Below are 22607 nucleotides of genomic sequence, written 5' to 3'. Positions count from 1 at the left end.
ATCCGCGGAGGTACGGTGGGCCGCGTGACCGGTGAAGAGTCGCTGCGGCCCCAGTCCCTCATGCTGACGTTCCTGGGTGACCAGGTGCTCGGGCGTGACGTGTGCGTGTACTCGGGCAGCGTCATCGACGTGTTCGCCCGCGCCGGGATCGGCGAGCAGGCCACCCGCTCCACGCTGACCCGCATGGCGGGCCGTGACCTGCTGCGCCGCCAGCGCGAGGGCCGTCGTATGTACTTCGGGCTGACCGAGCGCTCGGAGGCGGTGCTGCGCGACGGCGAGCAGCGGATCTGGCAGACGGGTGCCGTCAACCGGCGGTGGGACGGCACCTGGACGCTGCTCGGCTTCTCCCTGCCCGAGTCGTGGCAGCGCCAGCGCCACGATCTGCGCTCCCAGCTGACCTGGAGCGGCTTCGGCGCGCTCTTCAACGGCCTGTGGATCGCCCCCGGCGAGGTCGATGTGTCGGCCCTGGTGGCCGAGCTCGGCCTGTCCGCCCACGTGAAGGTCTTCCGGGCGCACGCGGACACCGGCATGGACATCGGCCAGATGATCGAGGAGACCTGGGAGCTGTCCGACCTGGCCGGGCGCTACGAGGGCTTCGTGCGGCGCTGGCAGCCCTGGGAGGACGAGCTGCCGGACGCCGACGACGCCCTCGTGCTGCGCCTGCGCCTCCAGACGGAGTGGCTGCAGATCGTCCGGTGCGATCCGCGGCTGCCCGTCAAGCACCTGCCGGACGACTGGCCGGCCGAACAGGCCGAGAAGACGTTCCGGGCCGTGCACGAACGGCTCTCACCGCTCGCCCGCGACGCCTCGGAACGCCTTCTGGACCTGGTGCCCGCGCGGCCTCAGGCGTAGAACCGCGACAGGCTCTGCAGCACCGCGGCCGGCTTGCTGCCGCCCTCGATCTCGATGGCGCCCTCGACGGTGATCTGCACGCCGCCCGGCACCTCCTCGACCTCGGCGAGCTTCGCCACCAGCCGGATGCGGGAGCCGACCTTCACGGGGGAGGGGAAACGCACCTTGTTGAGGCCGTAGTTGACCTTCGTCGTCACGCCCTGGACGTCGAGCAGCTCGGTGAACAGGGGGATGAAGAGGGAGAGCGTGAGGTAGCCGTGCGCGATGGGTGCGCCGAAGGGGCCCTCCTTGGCGCGCTCGGGGTCCACGTGGATCCACTGGTGGTCGCCCGTGGCGTCGGCGAAGGTGTCGATGCGCTCCTGCGTCACCTCGATCCACTCGCTGGTGCCGAGGTCGCTGCCGGCGAGCTTCTTGAGTTCGTCGAGGCCGTTGACGGTGATGCTCATGCGGATCCTTACTGGTTGCCGTAGCGCGTACGGACACGGGACTTGAGGAGTTTTCCGGAGGCGGTGCGCGGGAGTCCGTCCGCGACCACCACCGACTTCGGGATCTTGTACTTGGCGAGGCGGCCCGCGAGCGACGCGAGCACCTCGTCGGGGTCGAGGACGGCGCCCTCACGGGGCACGACGACCGCGCGCGGCACCTCGCCCCACTTGTCGTCCGGCACCCCGATCACCGCGCACTCGACGATGTCGGGGTGGGCGAGGAGCTGGTCCTCGATCTCGGCGGGGTAGATGTTCTCGCCGCCCGAGATGATCATGTCCTTGATGCGGTCGACGATGTGGACGTAGCCGTCCTCGTCGACCTGGGCGGCGTCCCCGCTGCGGAACCAGCCGTCCGCGAAGGAGGCGGCCGTCTCCTCGGGCAGCCCCCAGTAGCCGGGCATGACGTGCGGGCCGCGCACCACGATCTCGCCCACCTCGCCGGTGCCGACCGGGGACAGGTCGGGCCGGACGACGCGTACGTCGCTGAAGAAGTGGGGCACGCCCGCCGAACCCGCCTTGGCGACGGCGTGTTCGGCGTCGAGGAAGAGCGTGCCGGGAGCGGCCTCGGTCATGCCGTAGCCCTGGAGGAAGGTCAGGCCGCGCTCCTGGTACGCGGCGATCAGCGGGGTGGGGACCGGGGAGCCGCCACAGGTGAGGATGCGGAGCGACGACAGGTCCGCGTCCGGCCAGCGCGGGTGGCGGGCTACCTGGTCGAACATCGTGGGCACGCCGAACATGAAGGTGATCCGGTGCCGTTCGACGAGGTCGAAGGTGGCGTCCGGGTCGAAGGCCTCGACCAGGACGCAGGTGCCGCCCTTCAGCAGGACGGGGAGCGTCAGCATGTTCAGGCCTGCGGTGTGGAACAGCGGGGCGGAGACCAGGGCTCGCTCGTCGGCGACCAGATCGTGGTCGATGAGGACGTTGATCGCGTTCCAGGTGAGGTTGCCGTGGGTGAGCATGGCGCCCTTCGGGCGGCCGGTCGTGCCCGAGGTGTACATGATGATGCAGGTGTCGTCGGCGCCGACCGGTTCGTCGATCGGCTCCCCGGGCGCCTCGGCGACGGCCGCCTCGTACTCGCCGCCGACCTCCAGATAGACGCGGACGTCCGTGCTGCCGGGCAGGCCCGCGACCAGACCGGCGTAGGACGGGCCGTAGACGAGGGCTCTCGCACCGGAGTCGGCGAGCTGGTAGGCGATCTCGGGGCCGGCGAGGCGGATGTTGAGCGGGACGAAGACCGCGCCGAGCGTGCCGGCCGCGAACAGGGTCTCCAGGTAGGAGGGGTGGTTCGGGCCGAGGTAGGCGATGCGGTCGCCACGGCGCACGCCCCGGGCGCGAAGGGCGTGCGCCAGGCGGGTGGTGCGGTCGTGCAGGCCGGCATAGGTGCGGGTGGTGTCGCCGTGGATCAGGGCGGTGCGGTGCGGGGTCTTGCGGGCCCGGCGTGCGGGCCATGACCCCAGTCCCTCGTTGCGCATGTCACGCCCCTTACGGTTTCGTCAGCCCGAGCAGGCGGGCCGCGTTCTCCTTGAGGATCTTCGGCCGGACCTCGTCCTTGATCGTCAGCTTGGCGAAGTCGGCGAGCCAGCGGTCGGGGGTGAGGACGGGGAAGTCGGAGCCGAAGAGGACCTTGTCCTTCAGCAGCGTGTTCGCGTACTGCACGAGCTGCGGCGGGAAGTACTTCGGCGACCAGCCGGACAGGTCGATGTGCACGCCCGGCTTGTGCGTGGCGACGGCCAGGGCCTCGTCCTGCCAGGGGAAGGACGGGTGCGCCAGGATGATCTTCAGGTGCGGGAAGTCGGCCGCCACGTCGTCCACGTGGAGCGGGTTGGAGTACTTCAGCCTGATCCCGCCCCCGCCGGGGACTCCGGCGCCGATGCCCGTCTGGCCGGTGTGGAAGAGGGCGATCGCGCCCGTCTCCTCGATCACCTCGTACAGGTCGTACGCCACCGAGCGGTCGTTGGGGAAGAAGCCCTGGATGCTGGGGTGGAACTTGAAGCCCTTCACCCCGTACTCCTCGACCAGGCGGCGGGCCTGCTTGACGCCCGCCTTCCCCCGGAAGGGGTCGATGGAGGCGAAGGGGATGAGGACGTCGGCGTTGGCGGCGGCCGCCTCGGCGACCTCCTCGTTCGGGACGGGCGCCGTGCCGGTGGCGGACTCGGCGTCGACCGTGAAGATCACGGCGGCCATGTTCCGCTCGCGGTAGTAGGCGGCGGTCTCCTCCAGGGTCGGCTTCCGCTTGCCCTCGACCTTGAAGTAGGCGGAGGAGGCGTCGTGCAGGTCGTCGTCCAGCGAGGAGTGTCCCTTGGACGACACCTCCGCGTGGGTGTGGACGTCGATCGCGACCAGGTGCTCCAGGTCCATCACGCCTCCGGGGACTTCGGCGCCGGGATGCCGACCGACTGGAGCTCGGCACCGACCGAGGTGGGCCAGGCGTCGGCCAGCGCGCCGGGGGTCCAGCCGCCGTCGGCGTAGGCCGCCCTGATCTCCTGCGGATGCGACCAGAGTGCCACCTTGTCGCCGCCGATGCCGATGGCCTGACCGGTGACGCCCCGGGCGGCCTCGGAGGCGAGGAACGGGACCAGGGCCGCGCAGTCCTCGGGCGTGCCGAAGCCCTCGCCCTTGCGCAGGAAGTCCGGCAGGGGCTCACCGTTCTTCATGGCCTCGATGTACGGGGCGAAGGCCGGGATGGTCTCGGTCATCGCGGTGGCGGCGACCGGCACGATCGCGTTGACGGTGATGTTCGCGCGCCCCAGCTCCATGGACCAGGTTCGGGCCATGGCGGCGATGCCTGCCTTGGCGGCGGCGTAGTTCGTCTGGCCGAAGTTGCCGCGCTGGCCGGCCGGGGAACCGACCAGGATCAGCGAGCCGCCCTCGCCCTGCTCGCGCATCCGGACGGCGGCGGCGCGGGCGCAGGTGAAGGTGCCCTTGAGGTGGGTGGTGATCACCGCGTCGAAGTCCTCGTCGGTCATCTTCCACAGCACCTTGTCGCGCAGGATGCCCGCGTTGGTGACGAGGACGTCCAGCCGGCCGAACTCCTCGACCGCGCGGTTCACCAGCCGCTCGGCGGCCTCGGAGGTGCCGACCGGGACGACCTCGGCGACGGCCCTGCCGCCCGCTTCCTCGATGGACTTCACGGCCGCCTCGGCCACGGCCTCGTCGACGTCGTTGACCACCACGGAGGCGCCGTGGGCGGCCAGGGCTTGCGCGTAGGCGAGGCCGAGGCCTCGGCCGCTGCCGGTGACGACGGCGGCCTTGCCGGAGAGATCGATGCTGGGCACGGGTGGGTCCCTTCACACGGGTTCGACTTCGAGATCGAAGCTAAGAGCAATAATTGTTGACGTCAATAGTTGTTGGCGACCTACGGGTGCGAGATGCTGGAATCTCCAGGAAGCGCCGAGCACAGGGAGCCCGCCATCACTCGCCAGAACGTCACCCCGAAGCCCATCGACGCCCACGAGCCGTGGATGCGCGGGCTGCACGCGGACACGGGCTACCTGCTGTACCGCCTGGGCCTGCGCTCGGGGCAGCTCTTCAACGCCTGCCTCCAGGAGTCGGGCCTGCGCCTGCGTCACTACGCGGTGCTGCGCTTCCTCGCCACCGCCGAGGGCGCCCTCCAGCGCGAGCTGAGCACCCGGCTCGGCTACGACCCGAGCGCGATCGTCGGCCTGGTCGACGACCTGGAGAAGCAGGGTTTCGCCGAGCGCCGCCCCTCCCCCGACGACCGCCGCAGCCGGATCGTCGTCCTGACCGAGAGCGGCCGCGCGTTCCTGCGCGACACCGACGAGGCCGGGCTGCGGGTGACCAACGAACTGCTGGGCCCGCTGGAGGAGGCCGAGCGGGAGGCCCTGCACGCGCTGCTGCTGCGGATCGCGGAGGACGGCCTGAACTGATGTTGTGCAAATGATTGACGGCTGCACGATAGATGCATAACTTCACGGACCAACCGCGACCCGTCCCCAGGGAGCTCCCCGTGCAGCCATCCCCGTCAGCCGCTCAGCCATCCCCGGATTCCCGGCAGTTGCGCCGTGTCGCCGTCTCCGGCCTGCTCGGCACGACCGTCGAGTTCTACGACTTCCTCGTCTACGGCACGGTCGCCGCGCTCGTCTTCGGCGACCTGTTCTTCCCCCAGGCCGACCCGGCGGTCGGCACCATCGCGGCGTTCGGGACCTTCGCCGCGGGCTATCTCGCCCGCCCGCTCGGCGGCATCGTCTTCGGCCACTTCGGCGACCGGATCGGGCGCAAGTCGATGATGCTGCTGACCATGGTCCTGATGGGCCTGGGCAGCTTCCTCATCGGCCTGCTGCCGACCTACGACGCCATCGGCGTCTGGGCCCCGGTGCTGCTCGTCGCCCTGCGTGTGGTGCAGGGCATCGCGATCGGCGGCGAGTGGGGCGGCGCGATGCTGATGGTCGTCGAGCACGCCGAGCAGACGCAGGGCTCCCGGCGCGGGCTGTGGTCCAGCTTCACCCAGCTCGGCGCCCCGCTGGGTTCCGTGCTGTCGGCCGGTGTGGTCACCCTCGTCGCCGCCCTGCCGGACGACGACTTCCGTTCCTGGGGCTGGCGGGTGCCGTTCCTGCTCAGCATCGTGCTGCTCGCCGTCGGACTGTTCGTGCGTCTGAAGGTCGCCGAGAGCCCGCTGTTCGCCCAGGTCAAGCGGGAGCCGGTGGACAAGCCGCCGATCGTGGAGCTGCTGCGCCGCCCGAAGCCCGTGCTGCTGGCCGCCTGCGTCGGCATCGGCGCGTTCACCGCCCAGTCCCTGCTGACGAGCTTCATGATCTCCTACGCCGTCGACGAGGGGTACACCCGCCCTCAGGTGCTGACCGCGGTCACGGTCGCCTCCTGCGTGGCCCTCGTCGTGCTGCCCGCGGCGTCCGTGCTGTCGGACCGGGTCGGCCGCCGGCCCGTCGTCCTCGCCGGCGCCGTCGCCTCGGCGGCGCTCGCCTTCCCGGTGCTGGCCCTGGTCGACTCCGGCTCCCCCGGCCTGCTGATCCTGGCCCTGGCCCTCGGCCATGGCGTCGCCCAGTCCACGATGTACGGCCCGCTCGGCGCCCTGCTCACCGAGATGTTCGGCACCCGCGTCCGCTACACCGGCGCCTCCCTCGGCTACCAGGGCGCCACCCTGATCGGCGCCGGGTTCTCCCCGCTGATCGCGGGCAGCCTGCTGGCCTCCTTCGGGGGCGGCAGCACCCCGGTGTCGCTGCTGCTGTGCGCGGGCGCGGCCATCACCGCGGTCACCGTGTGGCGGCTGCGCGAGACGCACACGGACGCGCTGGACTCCCCCGCCGCCACCCCCGCCCTGGAAGGAACCCCGCGTTGAGGATCCGCCTCGCTCTACTGACCGTCTGCCTGTCCCTGGCGGTGACCGCTCTGCCCGCGCGAGCCGCCGCCACCGGCACCCACCTGGAGGGCCGGCTCCCTTCCGGAGCCGCGTACGTGATGGACGTACCGGCCTCGTGGAACGGCACGGTCCTGCTCTACAGTCACGGCTACACGCCCGCCGGAGCCCCCAACCCGGCCCAGAACACGCCGGGTTCCGCCGCCCGCGACAAGCTGCTGGCCGAGGGCTACGCCCTGATCGGCTCCTCGTACGCGACGAACGGCTGGGCGGTCACCGAGGCGGTGCCCGACCAGCTCGCCACGCTGGACCTGTTCACCGAGAGGTTCGGCGCGGCCCGGCGGGCCATTGCCTGGGGTACCTCGTACGGCGGCTTCGTCACCGGCATGCTCGCCGAGCGGCACGCCGGCCGGTTCGACGGATCGCTGTCCATGTGCGGGCTGGTGCAGGGCGGCGTCGCCAACTGGAACAGCACCCTGGACCCGGTGTTCGCGCTGCGCACGCTGCTCGCCCCGGACTCCGGTGTCCGGCTCGCGGGCTTCGCGGACCAGGCCGAGGCGGTCGCCGCCGGCAAGGCGCTCACCTCCAAGGTGGACGCGGCCCAGCGGACCCCCGAGGGCCGGGCCCGGATCGCCCTGGCCGCCGCCCTGCACAACATTCCCGGCCACAACGACGCAGCGCAGACCGAGCCGGGCCCCACCGACTGGGCGACCGCGCAGTCCAACCAGTACACGGCCGTCCGGGGCCTGCTCCAACTGCCCGCGTTCAGCTGGCGGCAGGAGGCCGAGAGCCGGGCGGGCGGCAACCCGTCGTGGAACACGGGCGTCGACTACCGCTCGATGCTCGTACGGTCCCCGCTGTACAAAGAGGTGACAGAGCTCTACAAGGAGGCGGGACTGTCCTTGCGCACCGACCTCTCGGCCCTGGGCCGGGCGCCCCGGATCTCCGCCGACCCGTCGGCGCTGCGGTGGATGCGGAACACCAGCGTGCTCTCCGGCCGGCTCACCGACCCCCAGCTCACCATCCACACGACCGGTGACGCCCTGATCCCGGTGCAGTCGGAGAGCGCCTACCGGCGGGCCGCCACCGCGGCGGGCTCCGCGGGGCTCCTTCGCCAGGCGTACGTCGACGCCCCGGGCCACTGCACCTTCACCCCGGGCGAGACACTGGCCGCCCTGCACACCTTGGAGAAGCGCCTGGACACCGGCCGCTGGGACGCGTCGCCCGACGCCCTCAACTCCCGCGCGCGGGCGCAGGACCCGGCGGCCGAGCCCCGCTACCTTCCGTACCGCCCGACGGCCTACCCCCGCCCCTACGACCTCGCGCATCCGGGAGACGCCCGGCCATGACCGCCCCCACCGCGCCCGACCGGCTGCTGTCCGTGCTCGCGGCCTTCGACCACGAGCATCCGGCGCTGTGCCTGACGGACATCAGCCGGCGGGCCGGGCTGAGCCTGACCACCGCGCACCGCCTGGTGGGCGCGCTCACCGAGTGGGGTGCCCTGGAGCGGGACGAGTCCGGCGTCTACCACGTCGGGCTGCGGCTGTGGGAGCTCGCCGCGCTGGCCCCGCGCGGCCTCGCCCTGCGGCAGATCGCGCTGCCGTACCTGGAGGACCTGTACGAGGCGACGCACCAGAATGTGCAGCTGGCCGTGCGGGACGGCCGGGACGTCGTCTACACCGAGTGGCTGTCGGGGCGGTCGGCGGTCGGCGTGCACATCCGCGTCGGCGCCCGCTGGCCGCTGCACGCCACGGGCGTCGGACTCGCCCTGCTGGCCCACGGCGACCCGGTGTTCCAGAAGGAGTACTGCGAGGGCGACCTCGCGTCCTTCACCCCGTACACGATCACGGAACCGGAGCGGCTGCGGCGGGCGCTCGCCGAGGTGCGCAGGTCGGGGATCGCGGTGAGCGACCGTCAGGTCACGCAGGACGCCCTGTCGGTGGCCGCGCCGGTCCGCGGTGCGGACGGCACGGTGACCGCCGCCGTGTCGATCGTGGTGCCCCACGCGGACGCCCAGGTGCCGGTCCTGGTCCCGGCGGTGCGGGTGGCGGCGCGTGGGATCTCGCGGGCGCTGGGGTGGCAGCCCTGAACCGTGGCAAGGGTTCGCCCGGACCCCGCCATGGGGCATCTGGAGAGATATGGGCTCCCACCTGCGCAACGGTCCGCACGGCTACGGCCTGGTGACGAAGACGCTCCACCGGCTGGTGTTCACGGCCCTGGCCGTGCAGTCGCCGTGGAATACCTGCTCGACGTGGACGACAGCGGCCGGGGGCGGGGCCGCGGCCGGGGCGGGGAGGACGCCTACGACCCCTTCGGCGACGACGCGCCGCTCACCCTGTACGTGGTGCTGGGCGTCACCGTGCTGCTGCTCGGTGACGTCCGTCCGGTCCGGCGGCCGACCACACGGAGAACCACCCTGTAAACGGCCTCCTTCGCGGCTCAGGTCCTCCTCTGCACGGCGTTCGCGGTGCACGTCGGACTCGTGCCGAAGCACCGGCTCATCGGCCGGGACCGGCTGCTGAACCGCATGCTCCGATGGTCAGGCCTGCCGGGGTGGCGTCATGGCCCAGCGGATGGTCCGGGTCAGGGCCCGGCCGGTGGGGCGTACGGCGAGGTCCTCGACGACCGGCACCCGGGGCAGCCACAGCATGCCGCGCGCCCAGGACGGGAGCAGGGTGACGGCGTTGGCGACCAGGCCGCCGTAGAACGGCCGCACGACCAGGGGCAGAGGGGGCTGGAACAGCAGGAAACGGGCGGCTGCCCGGGCCTCGGGCGTGGCCCGCAACTCGGGCCGGTAGGCGGCCAGGCGCTCGGCCAGTTCACGGCGGTCCCGCGGCGGGTCGACCACCCCCAGCGCCTCGGCGACGCGCGCGGTGTCGGCGACGTAGGCGTCGTAGCCGGCGGCGTCCAGCGGCCGGGCCCCGTAGCGCTCGTGGGCGCGCAGGAAGCTGTCCGCCTCGGCGGCGTGCACCCAGCCGAGCAGATGAGGGTCGGCCGCGTGGTACGGCACGCCCCCGGCCGTCGTGCCGCGGATCCGTTCGTGGATGCCGCGCACGTGGTCGACCGCCTGCTGGGCGTCCGCGGCGGTGCCGTACGTCGTCACGGCCAGGAAGGTGCTGGTGCGCTGCAACCGGCCCCACGGGTCGCCGCGGAAGCCGGAGTGGCCGGCGACCGCCGCCATCGCCAGCGGATGCAGCGACTGCAGGAGGAGGGCGGTCAGCCCGCCGATGAACATCGAGGCGTCACCGTGGACCGTGCGGATCGGCCGGTCCGGCCCGAACCAGCGCGGGCCGGGGGTGTGGTGGATACGGGCACGGGTCGCGGGTCCGCTCGGGCCCGCGACGCGGCGGAACAGGGCCTGGCCCAGTTGTTCACGGACTCCGGTCAGCACGGTCGGCCTCCCTTCCCCTGCTGACCAGTGTCCGGCATGACGTGGCCGTCCGGGCGGGCCGGACCGCCCTCGTCAGGAACCCGGCCGGGCCGCACGGTCGGCATCGCCGCCGGCACCGAGCGGCCCGGTGTAGCGGACCGGGCCGGTGGCCTCCAGGCGGGGCAGTTCGCGGCGCGCCACGCGCAGGACCACAGAGGGCATGGCCGGGCGTATCGGCTGGGCCAGCCGCAGCCACGCCGGTGCGTACACGGCCGTACGGCGGCGCTCCATGCCCCTGACCAGGCGGGCGGCGACCACGTCCACGGGGTACACGCGGCGGGCCGGCGGCGGCATGTGCAGGCGCAGTTCCCGCAGGACGTCGTACCGGTCGGCGTCGCGGATCATGTCGGTGTCCGTCCAGTTGAGGTAGGCGATGCCCACGGCGACCCCGCGGTGCGCAACCTCCGCCCGCAGGGAGTGGGCGAAGGCCTCGACCCCCGCTTTGGACGCGCAGTAGGCACTCATCAGCGGGGCGGCGCCGATCGAGGCCAGGGAGGCGACCTGGAGGAGGTAGCCCGCCGTGTCGAGCAGGTCCGGCAGGAACGCCCGGGCCGTCTGCGCGCTGCCGGTGAGGTTGACGTCGATCACGCGCCGCCAGGCGGCCGGATCCGAGGCGAGGAGCGCGCCGCCCTCGGCGATGCCGGCGTTCGCGACCACGGCCGAGGGACGGCCGAGGCGGTCCCGCACGGTGGCCGCCGCGGCCTCCAGTGCGGAGAGGTCGGTGACGTCGGCCTCCAGGGCGAGGGCCGGGCCCGGCAGAGAGGCGGCCACCGCCTCCAGGGCGGCCTTCTCATGGCCGATGAGCGCCACCCGGGCACCGCGGCGCGCGAGTTCGCGGGCCAGCGCCGCGCCCACGCCGCGGGCGGCTCCGGTGACGACGATCGTGCGCTCGGCGAGCGGGCTGCTTGCCATGGGCTGCCCTTCCTTACGGCTCCGCCCCGGCCCCGAGGGGCCGCGGTCAGCGCCTGGCTCCGGTGCGGTCGCGGCGGGCGAGGAGCCGCTGGGCGCCGGCGAGGCCGGGAGGCCGGTTGCGGCGCAGGGCGGCCCGGGCGGCGTTGGCTCCGGGCGCGCCGTGCACCCCGCCGCCGGGATGGGCTCCGGAGGAGGCGAGGTACAGGCCCGGCACCGGGGTCTCGGAACGGCCGGTGCCGGGCAGGGGGCGGAAGACGAGCTGCTGGTGTATCGCGGTGGTGCCGCCGTTGATGGCGCCGCCCGCGAGATTGCCGTCGAGCGCCTCCAGGGTCGGCGGCGCCAGGATGCGGCGGCCGCGGATCAGGGAGCGGAAGCCGGGCGCGAAGCGCTCCACCTGGCGTTCGACCCGGTCGGCCATGAGCTCCTGGTCCTTGGTGTCCCAGCGGCCGGTGATGCCCTCGTCGGCGGCGTCGGCCCGGATCTCGTGGGGGATGTGCGTGTAGGCCCAGGCCGATTCGGTGCCCTGCGGAGAGCGGGAGGCGTCGGAGGTGGTCATCTGGCCGAAGATCAGGAACGGCCGGTCCGGGACCTGCCGCATGGCGATCTGGGCGGCGAAGCGGGTGAGCTCGTCCATGCCGTCGGCGAGGTGCACGGTACCGGCCCGGGACGCCTGCTCGGCCTGCCAGGGCACCGGGCCGTCGAGCGCCCAGTCGACCTTGAACGTAGCGAAGTCCCACTGGAAGCGCCGCAGGTCGTCGAGGAGCTGCGCGGGCAGGTGAGCGGCGTCGACCAGCTCGCCGTACAGGGCGGGCACCGACACGTCCGCCAGCACCGCCCGGCGGGCCGGGACCGCGTCCCCGCTCGAGGTGCGCACGCCGACGGCCCGCCCGCCTCGGACGACGACCTGCTCGACGCGCTGCCCGCAGCGCACCCGTCCGCCCAGGGTCTCCAGACGCCGGACCAGGGCCGAGGTCAGCGCGCCCGAGCCGCCGACCGGCACCGGGAAACCGTAGGTCTGGCCCAGCATGGTCATCAGCCAGCCGAAGCCGCCGCTGCCCGCCGTCTCGGGGGCGAGGTCGGCGTGCAGGGCGTTGCCGGCCAGCAGCAGGCGCCCGCCCTGGCCGCGGAACTCCTCCTCCCCCAGGCGCCGCACCGGCAGCACCAGGGAGCGGGCCATGCGCAGTCCGCCCGCCGCCCGCAGCCGCAACGCCAGCCGTGCCGTCGACCGGACGGGCGGGAACGGGGTGAACAGGGCGCCCAGGAGGTCGGGGCGCAGGCTCTGCCACACGTCGTGCAGCCGCCGCCAGGCGGCTCCGTCGCCCGGCTCGAAGGTGTCGAGGGACGCGGCGGTGGTGGCGACGTCGCGGTCCAGGACGGCGCAGCTGCCATCGGTGAGGGGGTGGGCCAGCACGCTGGGCGCGTGGCTCCAGCGCAGTCCGTGCTCCTCGGGGTGGAGCGCGGCCAGGACGGGCGAGGCGGCCGCGAGGGGGTAGAAGGAGCTGAACAGGTCGTTGACGAAGGCGGGGTCGACGCCCCGGTCGTGGCGCACCGCGCCACCCGGTTCGGGCTGTTCCTCCAGCACCTCGACGCTCCATCCGGCGTCCGCGAGAACGTTGGCGGCGACCAGCCCGTTGGGGCCCGCGCCGATCACCACGGCGTCAGGCATGACCTGCTCCGCCGGCGCTGGATCCCGTGGTCACCTGGCCCAGGGCGCGCCCGGTACCTCCTGGCCGCCCTGCCTCGCCCTCGCACAGCCGGGCCAGCCGGGCCAGCATGGCGCGGTGGCGCAGCTGGATCAGCGCCTCGAAGCCGGCGTTGTGCAGCCGGCCGCCCGCGCCCCGCAGGGGATGCTCGTCGACGATCACCAGGCAGTGCTCGCCCCAGGGCCGCAGCTCGATCGCGATGCGTGCCGTGCCCAAGGGGCCGGCCTTGGCCTCCAGCTCCAGCCGGGCGCCTTCTTCGCAGGCGCGGACGACCGTCTCGTTGTCGAGCCGCACCGGGCCGAGCCGGACCTGGTAGCGGATCGCCGAGCCCGTGCGCGGCCACTGTCCGCGCACCGGGTGGGAAGCGGAGGTTCCCACCACCCACTCCGCGTAGCGGTGGCCGTCGGCGAGGACGTCCCACACGGCGCCCGGGCCGACTCGGATGAGGTGATGGCGTACGGCCACAATGCCTCCTGCTGCCTCGACCGGTAGTCCGTCGTCCACCCCGAGTGCCCCCGGGAGCCCTGGTTCAACAGCGACATTTCGGAGGACCGGCAACGGTCGCGAGAGCGCTCTCAGAGTCTCCTCCCTGGCCCGTTCAAGAGGTGTACTCATCAATCGCCCCGCACTTTTCCCGGCTTTACCTCTTGACGCCCCGGACGGCGTGGAGCACATTGACGGCACTTTGAGAGCGCTCTCACCCTCCCGTTTCCGATCCGAGAGGCATCCCCACATGAGCGACACCACCGGCACCCCCCACACACGCCGTCCCCTGCGGCGGGCGTTCGTCGCCGTCGTCAGCACGCTCGGCCTCGCGGTGGCCGCCTCCGCGGTCGCCACTCCGTCCGCGACCGCCTCCGCGCCGACGCCTCCGCCGGGCTGGACACAGGTGTTCGTGGACGACTTCAACGGACCCGCGGGCAGCGGCGTCAACACCTCCCAGTGGCAGTACGCGACCGGCAGGGGCTACCCGGGCGGCCCCGCCAACTGGGGCACCGGCGAGATCGAGACGATGACGAGCAGCGCGGACAACGTCTCGCTCGACGGCAACGGCAACCTCCGCATCACGCCCCGCCGCGACTCCGCGGGCAACTGGACCTCCGGCCGCATCGAGACCAACCGCACCGACTTCCAGCCCCCGGCCGGCGGCACACTCCGCGTCGAGTCCCGGATCCAGGTGCCGAACGTCACCGGCGCCGCGGCCAAGGGCTACTGGCCCGCGTTCTGGATGCTGGGCGGCCCCTACCGCGGCAACTACTGGAACTGGCCCGCGGTCGGCGAGCTGGACATCATGGAGAACACCCAGGGCATGAACACGGTGTTCGCGACCATGCACTGCGGCACCTCGCCGGGCGGCCCCTGCAACGAGACCAGCGGCATCGGCAGTTCGACGACCTGCCAGGGCACCTCCTGCCAGGCAGGCTTCCACACGTACCGGATGGAGTGGGACCGCTCGACGAGCGTCGAGGAGATCCGCTTCTACCTCGACGGCGTCAACTTCCACACGGTACGCGCCAACCAGGTCGACGCGACGACCTGGAAGAACGCCACCGACCACGGCTTCTTCATCATCCTGAACGTCGCGATGGGCGGCGGCTTCCCCGACGCGTTCGGCGGCGGCCCGGACGCCGGGACCCAGCCGGGCCACGCGATGGTCGTCGACTACGTGCAGGTACTGTCCTCCGGCGGCGGCACCACGCCTCCCCCGACCGGCGGCCGCGACGCCTACGGCACCATCCAGGCCGAGTCCTACGACGGTCAGTCCGGCGTGATCACCGAGGCGACGTCCGACTCCGGCGGCGGCCGGAACGTCGGGGCGCTCGCCAACGGCGACTGGCTGCACTTCAAGGGCGTCGACTTCGGCTCCACTGCGGCCCGGCAGTTCAGCGCCCGGGTGGCGAGCGGCGCGGCCGGCGGTGTCAGCGGGCTGGTCGAGGTGCGGCTGGACAGCCGGAGCAACGCGCCGGTCGGGAGTTTCGCGGTGGGCGGCACCGGGGGCTGGCAGTCGTGGCGGACCGTCCCGGCGAACATCAGCGGCGTGACGGGCACGCACGACGTGTATCTGACCTTCTCCAGCGGTCAGCCGGCGGACTTCGTGAACGTCAACTGGTTCACCTTCGGGCGCTGAGAACGCGCGAGTCCGGGCACCGAGGACGCGCGAAGAGGGGCTCCACGCGCGCGTGGGGTCCCTCTTCGCTGCGCCGAGCCGCCGTCAGCGCAGTTCCGCCCGGAACGCCGCCGGGGTCTGGTCCGTGTGCTGGTGGAAGAACTTGGAGAAGTTCGCGGCGTCGGGGAAGCCGACCGCCACGCCGACCCGGCCGATCGGCAGGTCGGTGTGGGCGAGGAGCCGTTTGGCCTCGAGGACCACGCGCTTGTCGATGAAGGCCTTGGGGGTCTCGCCGGTGGCCGAGCGCACCGCCCGGACCAGGGTGCGGCGGGAGTAGCCGAGCGCGTCGGCGTAGGCGCTGACGCTGTGGTTGGTGGCGAAGTCCCGTTCCACGGCGTCCCGGAAGAGGGTGAAGGTGGAGTCGGACCGCTGCCGCAGGGCCGCCGCCGAACTCGCCGCGAGGTGGGCGAGCCGCAGCAGGAACGCCGTCAGCGAGTGGCGCAGGACGGCGGTGTGCAGGCTCAGCGGGAGCGTCACCGTGTCCTCGTACTCGCGTCGCAGCTGGGCGAGCGCGGCTTCCAGGCCGGCGAGTTGGACCGCGTCGGGGCGCAACAGCGGTGGCAGGTCGTAGCGGTAGAGGCCGGTGGCCTCCACGGTCGAGCGGGGCAGGAAGCCGGGTTGCATGGTCAGCACGGTTCCGCGGTACTCACTGGTGCGTGAGAAGCGGTGGACCTGCCCGGGGCGGATCCACAGCAGGTCCCCGGCCATGGCCTCGTACTCGGTGAAGTCGATCATGTGCCGGACCGGGCCCGCGCCGAACAGCAGGACGATGTGGAAGTCGATGCGGTGCACGCGCTCCAGCGGCGCGTCGGCGTGCCAGGTACGGCCGGTGCTCATCGGGCCGACCTGCATGCCGACGCCGCCGACGCTGAGTTCGACCGGGAAGGGGAACGTATCGATCCCGTCGCCACCTTGGATGCTTCTGTCCGCCATGTCCGCCTCGTACCGCCCCGCTCGCGTGCGCTGCTGCCGTGGGGTGTCCCACTTTCACCACAGGCTGGCACACGACGACCTTCCCTCGAAAAAGTCAGACTTTTAGTTTTGAACACGTCAGACCAGCAACTTCGCTCCTATCGAGGACTTCTTGAAGATGAGCACGCAGACAGCGGACCGCTTCGCATGGACCGAACTCGACCGGCGTGCCGTCGACACCGCCCGTCTCCTGGCGGCGGATGCCGTCCAGCGGGTCGGCAACGGCCATCCCGGTACCGCGATGAGCCTGGCACCGGCCGCCTACACCATCTTTCAGAAGGTGATGCGGCACGATCCCGCCGATCCCGAATGGACCGGCCGTGACCGCTTCGTCCTGTCCCCCGGCCACACCTCGCTGACCCTCTACACGCAGCTCTACCTCGCGGGCTACGAGCTGGGGCTGGACGACCTGAAGGCGTTCCGCACGCACGGCTCCAAGACGCCCGGCCACCCCGAGTACGGGCACACCGCGGGCGTGGAGACCACCACGGGCCCGCTCGGCCAGGGCGTGGCGAACGCGGTCGGCATGGCGATGGCCGCCCGCTACGAGCGCGGCCTGTTCGACCCGGACGCCCCCGAGGGCGACTCACCCTTCGACCACACGATCTGGGCGATCGTCTCCGACGGCGACCTCCAGGAGGGCGTCTCCGCCGAGGCCTCCTCGCTCGCCGGCCACCAGAAGCTCGGCAACCTGGTCTTCCTCTACGACGACAACCACATCTCCATCGAGGGCGACACCGCGACCGCCTTCTCCGAGGACGTGCTGAAGCGCTACGAGGCCTATGGCTGGCACGTGCAGCGGATCGCGCCGCAGGACGACGGCGACGTCGACGTGCACGCGCTGTACGCGGCGCTGAAGGCGGCTCAGGCCGAGACCGGGCGGCCGTCGATCATCGCGATGCGCACGATCATCGCCTGGCCCGCCCCGAACGCGCAGAACACCGAGGCCTCCCACGGCTCGGCGCTCGGCGACGACGAGGTCGCGGCCACCAAGCGCCTCCTCGGCTTCGACCCGGAGCAGTCCTTCGAGGTCGCCGACGAGGTACTGGCCCACACCCGCCGAGCGCTGGACCGGGGCGCCGAGGCGCACACCGCCTGGGACAAGCGGATCGCCGCCTGGCGGGGCGAGAACCCGGAGCGGGCCGCCACGTTCGACCGCGTCAGCAAGGGAGAGCTGCCCGAGGGCTGGGAGGACGCCCTGCCGGTGTTCGAGCCGGGCCGGGCGGTCGCCACCCGGGCCGCCTCCGGCAAGGTCCTCCAGGCACTCGGCCCGGTCCTCCCCGAGCTGTGGGGCGGCTCGGCCGACCTGGCCGGCTCCAACAACACCACCATCGACAAGACGTCGTCCTTCCTGCCGAAGGGCAACCCGCTGCCGGAGGCCGACCCGTACGGCCGCACCGTCCACTTCGGCATCCGCGAGTTCTCCATGGCCGCGGAGATGAACGGCATCGCCCTGCACGGCAACACCCGCGTCTACGGCGGCACCTTCCTGGTGTTCTCCGACTACATGCGCAACGCCGTGCGGATGTCGGCCCTGATGCAGCTGCCGGTGACGTACGTGTGGACGCACGACTCCATCGGCCTCGGCGAGGACGGCCCGACCCACCAGCCGGTGGAGCACCTGGCCGCGCTGCGGGCCATCCCCGGCCTGAACGTCGTACGCCCGGCGGACGCCAACGAGACCGCGATCGTCTGGGCCGAGATCCTGAAGCGGCACTCCACCGCCCCGGCGCCGCACGGCCTCGCGCTCACCCGGCAGGGCGTGCCCACGTACGAAGCGGACCCGGACGCGGCGCGCGGCGGTTACGTGCGCTTCGAGGCGGAGGGCGGCGCACCTCAGGTGATCCTGATCGCCACCGGTTCCGAGGTGCACGTCGCCGCCGGGGCGCGCGAGCGCCTCCAGGCCGCCGGTGTGCCCACCCGCGTCGTGTCGATGCCGTCCGTGGAGTGGTTCGAGGAGCAGCCGCGCTCCTACCGCGACAGCGTGCTTCCGCCGGCCGTGAAGGCCCGTGTCGCCGTCGAGGCCGGGATCGGCCTGACCTGGCACCGGTTCGTGGGGGACGCGGGACGCATCGTCTCCCTGGAGCACTTCGGTGCCTCCGCCGACGCCAAGACGCTGTTCGCCGAGTACGGCTTCACCCCCGAGAACGTCGTCGCCGCCGCGCGGGAATCACTCACCGCCGCCCGTGTCTGATCCGACCGCACGAAAGAAGATGATCACCGTGACCCAAGCGACCGCGACCGCGGGAGCACTCCAGCGCCTGTCCGGCGAAGGCGTGGCGATCTGGCTGGACGACCTGTCGCGACGGCGGATCGAGTCCGGCAACCTGGCCGAGCTCGTCGCCACGAGGAACGTCGTCGGCGTCACCACCAACCCGTCCATCTTCCAGGCCGCCATCGGCTCCGGCGCGGGCTACGAGGAGCAGCTCGCCGACCTGGCGGTGCGCGGTGTGAGCGTCGACGAGGCCGTCCGGATGATGACGACGGCCGACGTCCGGGCCGCCGCCGACGTCCTGCGGCCCGTGTTCGACGCCACCGGCGGCCGGGACGGCCGGGTCTCCATCGAGGTGGACCCCCGGCTGGCCCACGACACCAGGGCGACCGTCGCCGAGGCCCGGCAGCTGGCCTGGCTGGTGGACCGCCCCAACGTCATGATCAAGATCCCGGCGACGAAGGCGGGCCTGCCGGCGATCACCGAGGTGATCGGCGCGGGCATCAGTGTCAATGTGACGCTGATCTTCTCGCTGGAGCGCTACCGCGAGGTGATGGACGCCTACCTCGCCGGCCTGGAGCGGGCGCGGGCGGCCGGCCTCGACCTGTCGGGCATTCACTCGGTCGCGTCCTTCTTCGTCTCCCGCGTGGACGCCGAGATCGACAAGCGGCTGACGCTGCTGGGCACGGACGAGGCCCTCGCCCTGAAGGGCCGGGCGGCCCTGGCCAACGCGCGGCTCGCCTACGAGACGTACGAACACGTCTTCGACGGGGAGCGCTGGCAGGTCCTGGAAGGCGCCGGAGCCAACCGGCAGCGCCCCCTTTGGGCCTCCACCGGTGTGAAGGACCCCGCCTACAAGGACACCCTGTACGTGGACGAGCTGGTCGCCTCCGGCACGGTCAACACCATGCCGGAGGCCACGCTGAACGCCGTCGCCGACCACGGCGACGTCCGGGGCGACACCGTCACCGGCGGCTACGACCGGGCCCGCGCGGATCTGGCGGCCGTCGAACGGCTCGGCATTGCATACGACGAGGTGGTGCGGCAACTGGAGGACGAGGGAGTGGCCAAGTTCGAGGTGGCCTGGCAGGACCTGCTGGACGCGGTCACCAAGTCCTTGAACAGCGAGGGAGTTGACGCGGAATGAGCGAGGGCATCCCCCAGACGGCCGAACAGGAGACGAAGGGGACCAAGGAGGACAAGGAGGCCCGGGCGGCCCAGGAGGCGGCCGGGGTCGAACAGACCGGGGTGAGCGGCGAGACGCAGGCCGCCCCGCGCACGGACCTCGCCGACCCCGATTTCAGCAACCCGCTGCGCGACGCGCGCGACCGCCGTCTGCCCAGGATCGCGGGGCCGTCCGGGCTCGTCATCTTCGGCGTGACCGGCGACCTGTCCCGCAAGAAGCTGATGCCGGCCGTGTACGACCTGGCCAACCGCGGCCTGCTGCCGCCGGGCTTCTCCCTGGTGGGCTTCGCCCGCCGGGACTGGGAGGACCAGGACTTCGCGCAGGTGGTGCACGACGCGGTCCGTGAGCACGCCAGGACCCCGTTCCGCGAGGAGGTCTGGCAGCAGCTCGCCGAGGGCATGCGGTTCATCCCCGGCGACTTCGACGACGACACGGCGTTCAAGCAGCTGCGGTCCGCCGTCGAGGAGCTGGACGCCTCCCGGGGCACCAGCGGCAACTACGCCTTCTACCTCTCGGTGCCGCCGAAGTTCTTCCCGAAGGTCGTCCAGCAGCTGAAGAAGCACAAGCTGGCCAGTGCTCCCGAGGGAGCCTGGCGCCGGGCGGTCATCGAGAAGCCGTTCGGGCACGATCTGACGTCGGCCGAGGAGCTCAACCGGATCGTGCACGACGTGTTCGACCCGGAGCAGGTCTTCCGGATCGACCACTACCTGGGCAAGGAGACCGTCCAGAACCTTCATGGCCGAGGACATCGGCATCGGCGGCCGGGCCGGCTACTACGACGGCATCGGCGCCGCCCGTGACGTCATCCAGAACCACCTGCTCCAGCTCATGGCGCTCACCGCGATGGAGGAACCGGCCGCCTTCGACGCCGCCTCGCTGCTCACCGAGAAGCTGAAGGTCCTCAAGGCCGTGCGGCTGCCCCAGGACCTGGGGCAGGGCACCGTGCGCGGGCAGTACGCGGCGGCCTGGCAGGGCGGCACGAAGGTGCGCGGCTATCTGGAGGAGGACGGCATCGCCCAGTCCTCCACGACGGACACGTACGCCGCGGTCCGGCTCCAGGTGGACAACCGCCGCTGGGCCGGCGTCCCGTTCTACCTGCGCACCGGCAAGCGGCTGGGCCGCCGCGTGACGGAGATCGCCGTGGTGTTCCAGCGGGCGCCGCACTCCCCCTTCGACTCCACCGCGACGGAGGAGCTGGGCTCCAACGCGATCGTCATCCGCGTCCAGCCCGACGAGGGCATGACGGTCCGCTTCGGCTCCAAGGTGCCGGGCACATCGATGGAGATCCGGGACGTCACGATGGACTTCGCCTACGGCGAGTCGTTCACCGAATCGAGCCCCGAGGCGTACGAACGGCTGATCCTCGACGTCCTGCTGGGCGACGCCAACCTGTTCCCCCGTCACCAGGAAGTGGAAGAGTCCTGGAAGATCCTCGACCCGATCGAGCAGTACTGGGCCACGCACGGCCGGCCCGCGCAGTACGCCTCGGGCAGCTGGGGACCCGAGGAAGCCGACGAGATGCTCGCACGAGACGGACGGAGCTGGCGCAGGCCATGAAGATCGACCTGACCGACACCACGGCAAGCAAGATCAACAAGGCGCTGGTACAGGGGCGCCGCGCGATCGGCACGCCCGCCGTGGGCATGGTCCTGACGATGGTGATCGTCACGGACGAGGAGAACGCCTACGACGCGATCAAGGCGGCCGAGGAGGCCTCGCACGAGCACCCCTCGCGCACCCTGGTCGTCATCAAGCGGCACGCCCGCACCCCGCGCGACCGCCAGTCCTCCCGGCTGGACGCCGAGGTCCGGGTGGGCGCGGACGCGGGCACCGGCGAGACGGTGATCCTGCGGACCTACGGCGAGGTGTCCGACCACGCCGACTCGGTGGTGCTGCCACTGCTGCTGCCGGACGCGCCGGTGGTGGTGTGGTGGCCGGTCGACGCCCCCGAGGTCCCCTCCAAGGACCCGCTCGGGGCACTCGCCCAGCGGCGGATCACCGACCTGTACGCCGTCGAGGATCCCCTGGAGACGCTCCAGGCCCGGGTCCGCGCCTACGCACCCGGTGACACCGACCTCGCCTGGACCCGGCTGACGCCCTGGCGTTCGATGCTGGCCGCGGCGCTGGACCAGGCCCGGGCGCGGATCGTCTCGGCGGCGGTGGAGGCCGAGGCCGAGAACCCGGCAGCCGAGCTGCTGGCCCGCTGGCTGGAGGCGCGGCTGCACGTGCGGGTCGACCGGGTGGTCACCGCCGGGCCGGTCGTCACCGCCGTACGCCTGGGCACCGAGAACGGCGAGATCGTCATCGACCGCCCCGAGGGCCCGCTGGCCACGCTGACCCTGCCCGGCCAGCCCTCCCGGACCCTCGCGCTGAAGGTCCGTGCCACCTCCGAACTCATCGCCGAGGAGCTGCGGCGCCTCGACGCGGACGAGATGTACGCCATCGCCCTGAACGGCGAGGCAACCGAGGAGACCCCTGCTCATGCCTGACTCCCCCACCGGTTCCCCGAAGCTCACCCGGCGTCCCGAGTGGACCGCCCTGGAGAACCACCGCACGGACGCCCTGCCGCAGCCGGACCTGCGTGAACTGTTCGCGGCGGACCCGGGGCGCGCCGAGCGCTACGTCGTGCGCGTGGGCGACCTGCGCATCGACTACTCCAAGCACCTCGTCACCGACGAGACGCTGGCCCTGCTCCAGGAGCTGGCCGCCGCGACCGGCGTGTCCGGACTGCGGGACGCCATGTTCCGCGGCGAGCGGATCAACATCACCGAGAACCGGGCCGTGCTGCACACCGCGCTGCGCGCCCCGCGGGACGCCGTGATCGAGGTCGACGGCGAGAACGTCGTCCCGGGCGTGCACGCCGTGCTCGACAGGATGGCTGACTTCGCGGACCGGGTGCGCTCCGGTGAGTGGACCGGCCACACCGGCAAGCGCATCCGCAACGTCGTCAACATCGGCATCGGCGGCTCCGACCTCGGCCCGGCGATGGCCTACGAGGCGCTGCGGCCCTTCAGCGCGCGGGAGCTGACGTTCCGCTTCGTGTCGAACGTGGATGGCTCCGACCTGCACGAGGCGGTGCGCGACCTGGACCCGGCGGAGACGCTGTTCATCGTCGCGTCCAAGACCTTCACCACGATCGAGACGATCACCAACGCGACCTCGGCGCGCTCCTGGCTGCTGAAGGGTCTCGGGGACGACGAAAAGGCGGTGGCCAAGCACTTCGTGGCCCTGTCGACCAATGCGGAGAAGGTCGCCGGGTTCGGCATCGACACGGCCAACATGTTCGAGTTCTGGGACTGGGTCGGCGGCCGCTACTCCTACGACTCCGCGATCGGCCTGTCGCTGATGATCGCCAT

General features: G+C 72.2%; 20 protein-coding genes and 1 pseudogene. 12 read left to right on the top strand and 9 right to left on the bottom strand.

The features are described from left to right. Positions 1 to 24 precede the first annotated feature (24 nt). Entirely contained in the window at positions 25 to 852 is an 828-nt protein-coding gene (locus tag IO24_RS0112340) for a PaaX family transcriptional regulator (RefSeq protein ID WP_031134966.1), read from the top strand. Here IO24_RS0112340 and IO24_RS0112335 read toward each other — a convergent pair. Genes IO24_RS0112335 through IO24_RS0112320 form a run of 4 tightly spaced genes read right to left on the bottom strand, consistent with a single transcriptional unit; the run spans position 843 to position 4612 of the window. Next, entirely contained in the window at positions 843 to 1298 is a 456-nt protein-coding gene (locus tag IO24_RS0112335; protein WP_031134965.1) for a MaoC family dehydratase, read from the bottom strand. The two genes, IO24_RS0112340 and IO24_RS0112335, sit on opposite strands and share 10 nt — an antisense overlap. Positions 1299 to 1306: 8 nt before the next feature. After that, positions 1307 to 2809, bottom strand: a complete 1503-nt coding sequence (locus IO24_RS0112330; RefSeq protein ID WP_031134964.1) for an acyl-CoA synthetase — start codon at positions 2807 to 2809, stop codon at positions 1307 to 1309. A 10-nt stretch (positions 2810 to 2819) separates the two neighbouring features. Next, a complete protein-coding gene (locus tag IO24_RS0112325) occupies positions 2820 to 3695 on the bottom strand; it encodes an amidohydrolase family protein (RefSeq protein WP_031134962.1) in 876 nt (291 codons plus the stop codon). After that, a complete protein-coding gene (locus IO24_RS0112320) occupies positions 3695 to 4612 on the bottom strand; it encodes an SDR family NAD(P)-dependent oxidoreductase (RefSeq protein WP_031134960.1) in 918 nt (305 codons plus the stop codon). Before IO24_RS0112320 ends, IO24_RS0112325 begins: the two co-directional genes overlap by 1 nt. A gap of 186 nt (positions 4613 to 4798) precedes the next feature. On the opposite strand from IO24_RS0112320, the gene IO24_RS0112315 reads away from it, so the two are divergent. The 5 genes from IO24_RS0112315 (at position 4799) to IO24_RS0112295 (ending at position 9091) form a co-directional block, all read left to right on the top strand. Then, positions 4799 to 5224, top strand: a complete 426-nt coding sequence (locus tag IO24_RS0112315) for a MarR family winged helix-turn-helix transcriptional regulator (protein ID WP_031134958.1) — start codon at positions 4799 to 4801, stop codon at positions 5222 to 5224. A gap of 80 nt (positions 5225 to 5304) precedes the next feature. After that, positions 5305 to 6651 carry an MFS transporter gene (locus IO24_RS0112310; RefSeq protein WP_031134956.1) on the top strand — a complete coding sequence of 449 codons (1347 nt, stop codon included), beginning with the start codon at positions 5305 to 5307 and terminating at the stop codon, positions 6649 to 6651. Then, positions 6648 to 8018: a DUF6351 family protein gene (locus tag IO24_RS0112305; protein WP_037667802.1), complete on the top strand. Its 1371-nt coding sequence runs from the start codon at positions 6648 to 6650 to the stop codon at positions 8016 to 8018. Before IO24_RS0112310 ends, IO24_RS0112305 begins: the two co-directional genes overlap by 4 nt. Next, positions 8015 to 8758 carry an IclR family transcriptional regulator gene (locus IO24_RS0112300; protein WP_031134952.1) on the top strand — a complete coding sequence of 248 codons (744 nt, stop codon included), beginning with the start codon at positions 8015 to 8017 and terminating at the stop codon, positions 8756 to 8758. The genes IO24_RS0112305 and IO24_RS0112300 overlap by 4 nt, the downstream gene beginning before the upstream one ends. 144 nt (positions 8759 to 8902) lie before the next feature. Further along, positions 8903 to 9091, top strand: coding sequence for a hypothetical protein (locus tag IO24_RS0112295; protein WP_031134950.1), 189 nt, complete (start codon positions 8903 to 8905; stop codon positions 9089 to 9091). Positions 9092 to 9208: 117 nt separating this feature from the next. Here the strand turns inward: IO24_RS0112295 and IO24_RS0112290 are convergent, their stop codons facing one another. From IO24_RS0112290 to IO24_RS0112275, 4 genes are all read right to left on the bottom strand, one after another. After that, positions 9209 to 10060, bottom strand: a complete 852-nt coding sequence (locus tag IO24_RS0112290; RefSeq protein ID WP_031134948.1) for an oxygenase MpaB family protein — start codon at positions 10058 to 10060, stop codon at positions 9209 to 9211. Between the two features lie 72 nt (positions 10061 to 10132). Next, entirely contained in the window at positions 10133 to 11011 is an 879-nt protein-coding gene (locus IO24_RS0112285) for an SDR family oxidoreductase (RefSeq protein ID WP_031134947.1), read from the bottom strand. A gap of 46 nt (positions 11012 to 11057) precedes the next feature. Continuing rightward, positions 11058 to 12677: a phytoene desaturase family protein gene (locus IO24_RS0112280; protein WP_031134944.1), complete on the bottom strand. Its 1620-nt coding sequence runs from the start codon at positions 12675 to 12677 to the stop codon at positions 11058 to 11060. Beyond that, on the bottom strand, positions 12670 to 13179 hold the full coding sequence (locus IO24_RS0112275; protein ID WP_031134942.1) for an SRPBCC family protein: 510 nt from the start codon (positions 13177 to 13179) through the stop codon (positions 12670 to 12672). The genes IO24_RS0112280 and IO24_RS0112275 overlap by 8 nt, the downstream gene beginning before the upstream one ends. A gap of 268 nt (positions 13180 to 13447) precedes the next feature. Between IO24_RS0112275 and IO24_RS0112270 the strand changes: the two genes are divergently transcribed. Next, entirely contained in the window at positions 13448 to 14842 is a 1395-nt protein-coding gene (locus IO24_RS0112270; protein ID WP_031134940.1) for a glycoside hydrolase family 16 protein, read from the top strand. Positions 14843 to 14926: 84 nt separating this feature from the next. On the opposite strand, the gene IO24_RS0112265 is transcribed toward IO24_RS0112270, so the two are convergent. After that, a complete protein-coding gene (locus IO24_RS0112265; protein WP_031134938.1) occupies positions 14927 to 15814 on the bottom strand; it encodes a helix-turn-helix transcriptional regulator in 888 nt (295 codons plus the stop codon). A 157-nt stretch (positions 15815 to 15971) separates the two neighbouring features. On the opposite strand from IO24_RS0112265, the gene tkt reads away from it, so the two are divergent. The 5 genes and pseudogenes from tkt to IO24_RS0112240 all read left to right on the top strand — a co-directional run. Beyond that, entirely contained in the window at positions 15972 to 18047 is a 2076-nt protein-coding gene (tkt, locus tag IO24_RS0112260) for a transketolase (protein WP_031134936.1), read from the top strand. A 19-nt stretch (positions 18048 to 18066) separates the two neighbouring features. Then, a complete protein-coding gene (gene tal, locus IO24_RS0112255; protein WP_031134934.1) occupies positions 18067 to 19212 on the top strand; it encodes a transaldolase in 1146 nt (381 codons plus the stop codon). Next, a pseudogene (locus IO24_RS40585) lies at positions 19209 to 20808 on the top strand (glucose-6-phosphate dehydrogenase). The gene tal and the pseudogene IO24_RS40585 overlap by 4 nt, the downstream one beginning before the upstream one ends. Beyond that, positions 20805 to 21740: a glucose-6-phosphate dehydrogenase assembly protein OpcA gene (gene opcA / locus IO24_RS0112245; protein WP_031134932.1), complete on the top strand. Its 936-nt coding sequence runs from the start codon at positions 20805 to 20807 to the stop codon at positions 21738 to 21740. The pseudogene IO24_RS40585 and the gene opcA overlap by 4 nt, the downstream one beginning before the upstream one ends. Then, on the top strand, positions 21733 to 22607 hold an 875-nt coding region (locus IO24_RS0112240; RefSeq protein ID WP_031134930.1), incomplete at its 3' end, for a glucose-6-phosphate isomerase. The genes opcA and IO24_RS0112240, both read left to right, overlap by 8 nt.

The sequence above is a fragment of the Streptomyces flavovariabilis genome, assembly GCF_000725785.1.
GTDB classification, from domain to species: Bacteria; Actinomycetota; Actinomycetes; order Streptomycetales; family Streptomycetaceae; genus Streptomyces; species Streptomyces hawaiiensis.
This window is presented reverse-complemented; position numbering and strand designations above follow the sequence as displayed.

Coding starts and splice junctions, on each gene's coding strand:
- IO24_RS0112335 (WP_031134965.1), bottom strand. CDS start 1,298: ATGAGCATCACCGTCAACGGCCTCGACGAACTCAAGAAGCTCGCCGGC.
- IO24_RS0112330 (WP_031134964.1), bottom strand. CDS start 2,809: ATGCGCAACGAGGGACTGGGGTCATGGCCCGCACGCCGGGCCCGCAAG.
- IO24_RS0112325 (WP_031134962.1), bottom strand. CDS start 3,695: ATGGACCTGGAGCACCTGGTCGCGATCGACGTCCACACCCACGCGGAG.
- IO24_RS0112315 (WP_031134958.1), top strand. CDS start 4,799: ATGCGCGGGCTGCACGCGGACACGGGCTACCTGCTGTACCGCCTGGGC.
- IO24_RS0112300 (WP_031134952.1), top strand. CDS start 8,015: ATGACCGCCCCCACCGCGCCCGACCGGCTGCTGTCCGTGCTCGCGGCC.
- IO24_RS0112285 (WP_031134947.1), bottom strand. CDS start 11,011: ATGGCAAGCAGCCCGCTCGCCGAGCGCACGATCGTCGTCACCGGAGCC.
- IO24_RS0112280 (WP_031134944.1), bottom strand. CDS start 12,677: ATGCCTGACGCCGTGGTGATCGGCGCGGGCCCCAACGGGCTGGTCGCC.
- IO24_RS0112270 (WP_031134940.1), top strand. CDS start 13,448: ATGAGCGACACCACCGGCACCCCCCACACACGCCGTCCCCTGCGGCGG.
- IO24_RS0112265 (WP_031134938.1), bottom strand. CDS start 15,814: ATGGCGGACAGAAGCATCCAAGGTGGCGACGGGATCGATACGTTCCCC.
- tkt (WP_031134936.1), top strand. CDS start 15,972: ATGAGCACGCAGACAGCGGACCGCTTCGCATGGACCGAACTCGACCGG.
- tal (WP_031134934.1), top strand. CDS start 18,067: ATGATCACCGTGACCCAAGCGACCGCGACCGCGGGAGCACTCCAGCGC.
- opcA (WP_031134932.1), top strand. CDS start 20,805: ATGAAGATCGACCTGACCGACACCACGGCAAGCAAGATCAACAAGGCG.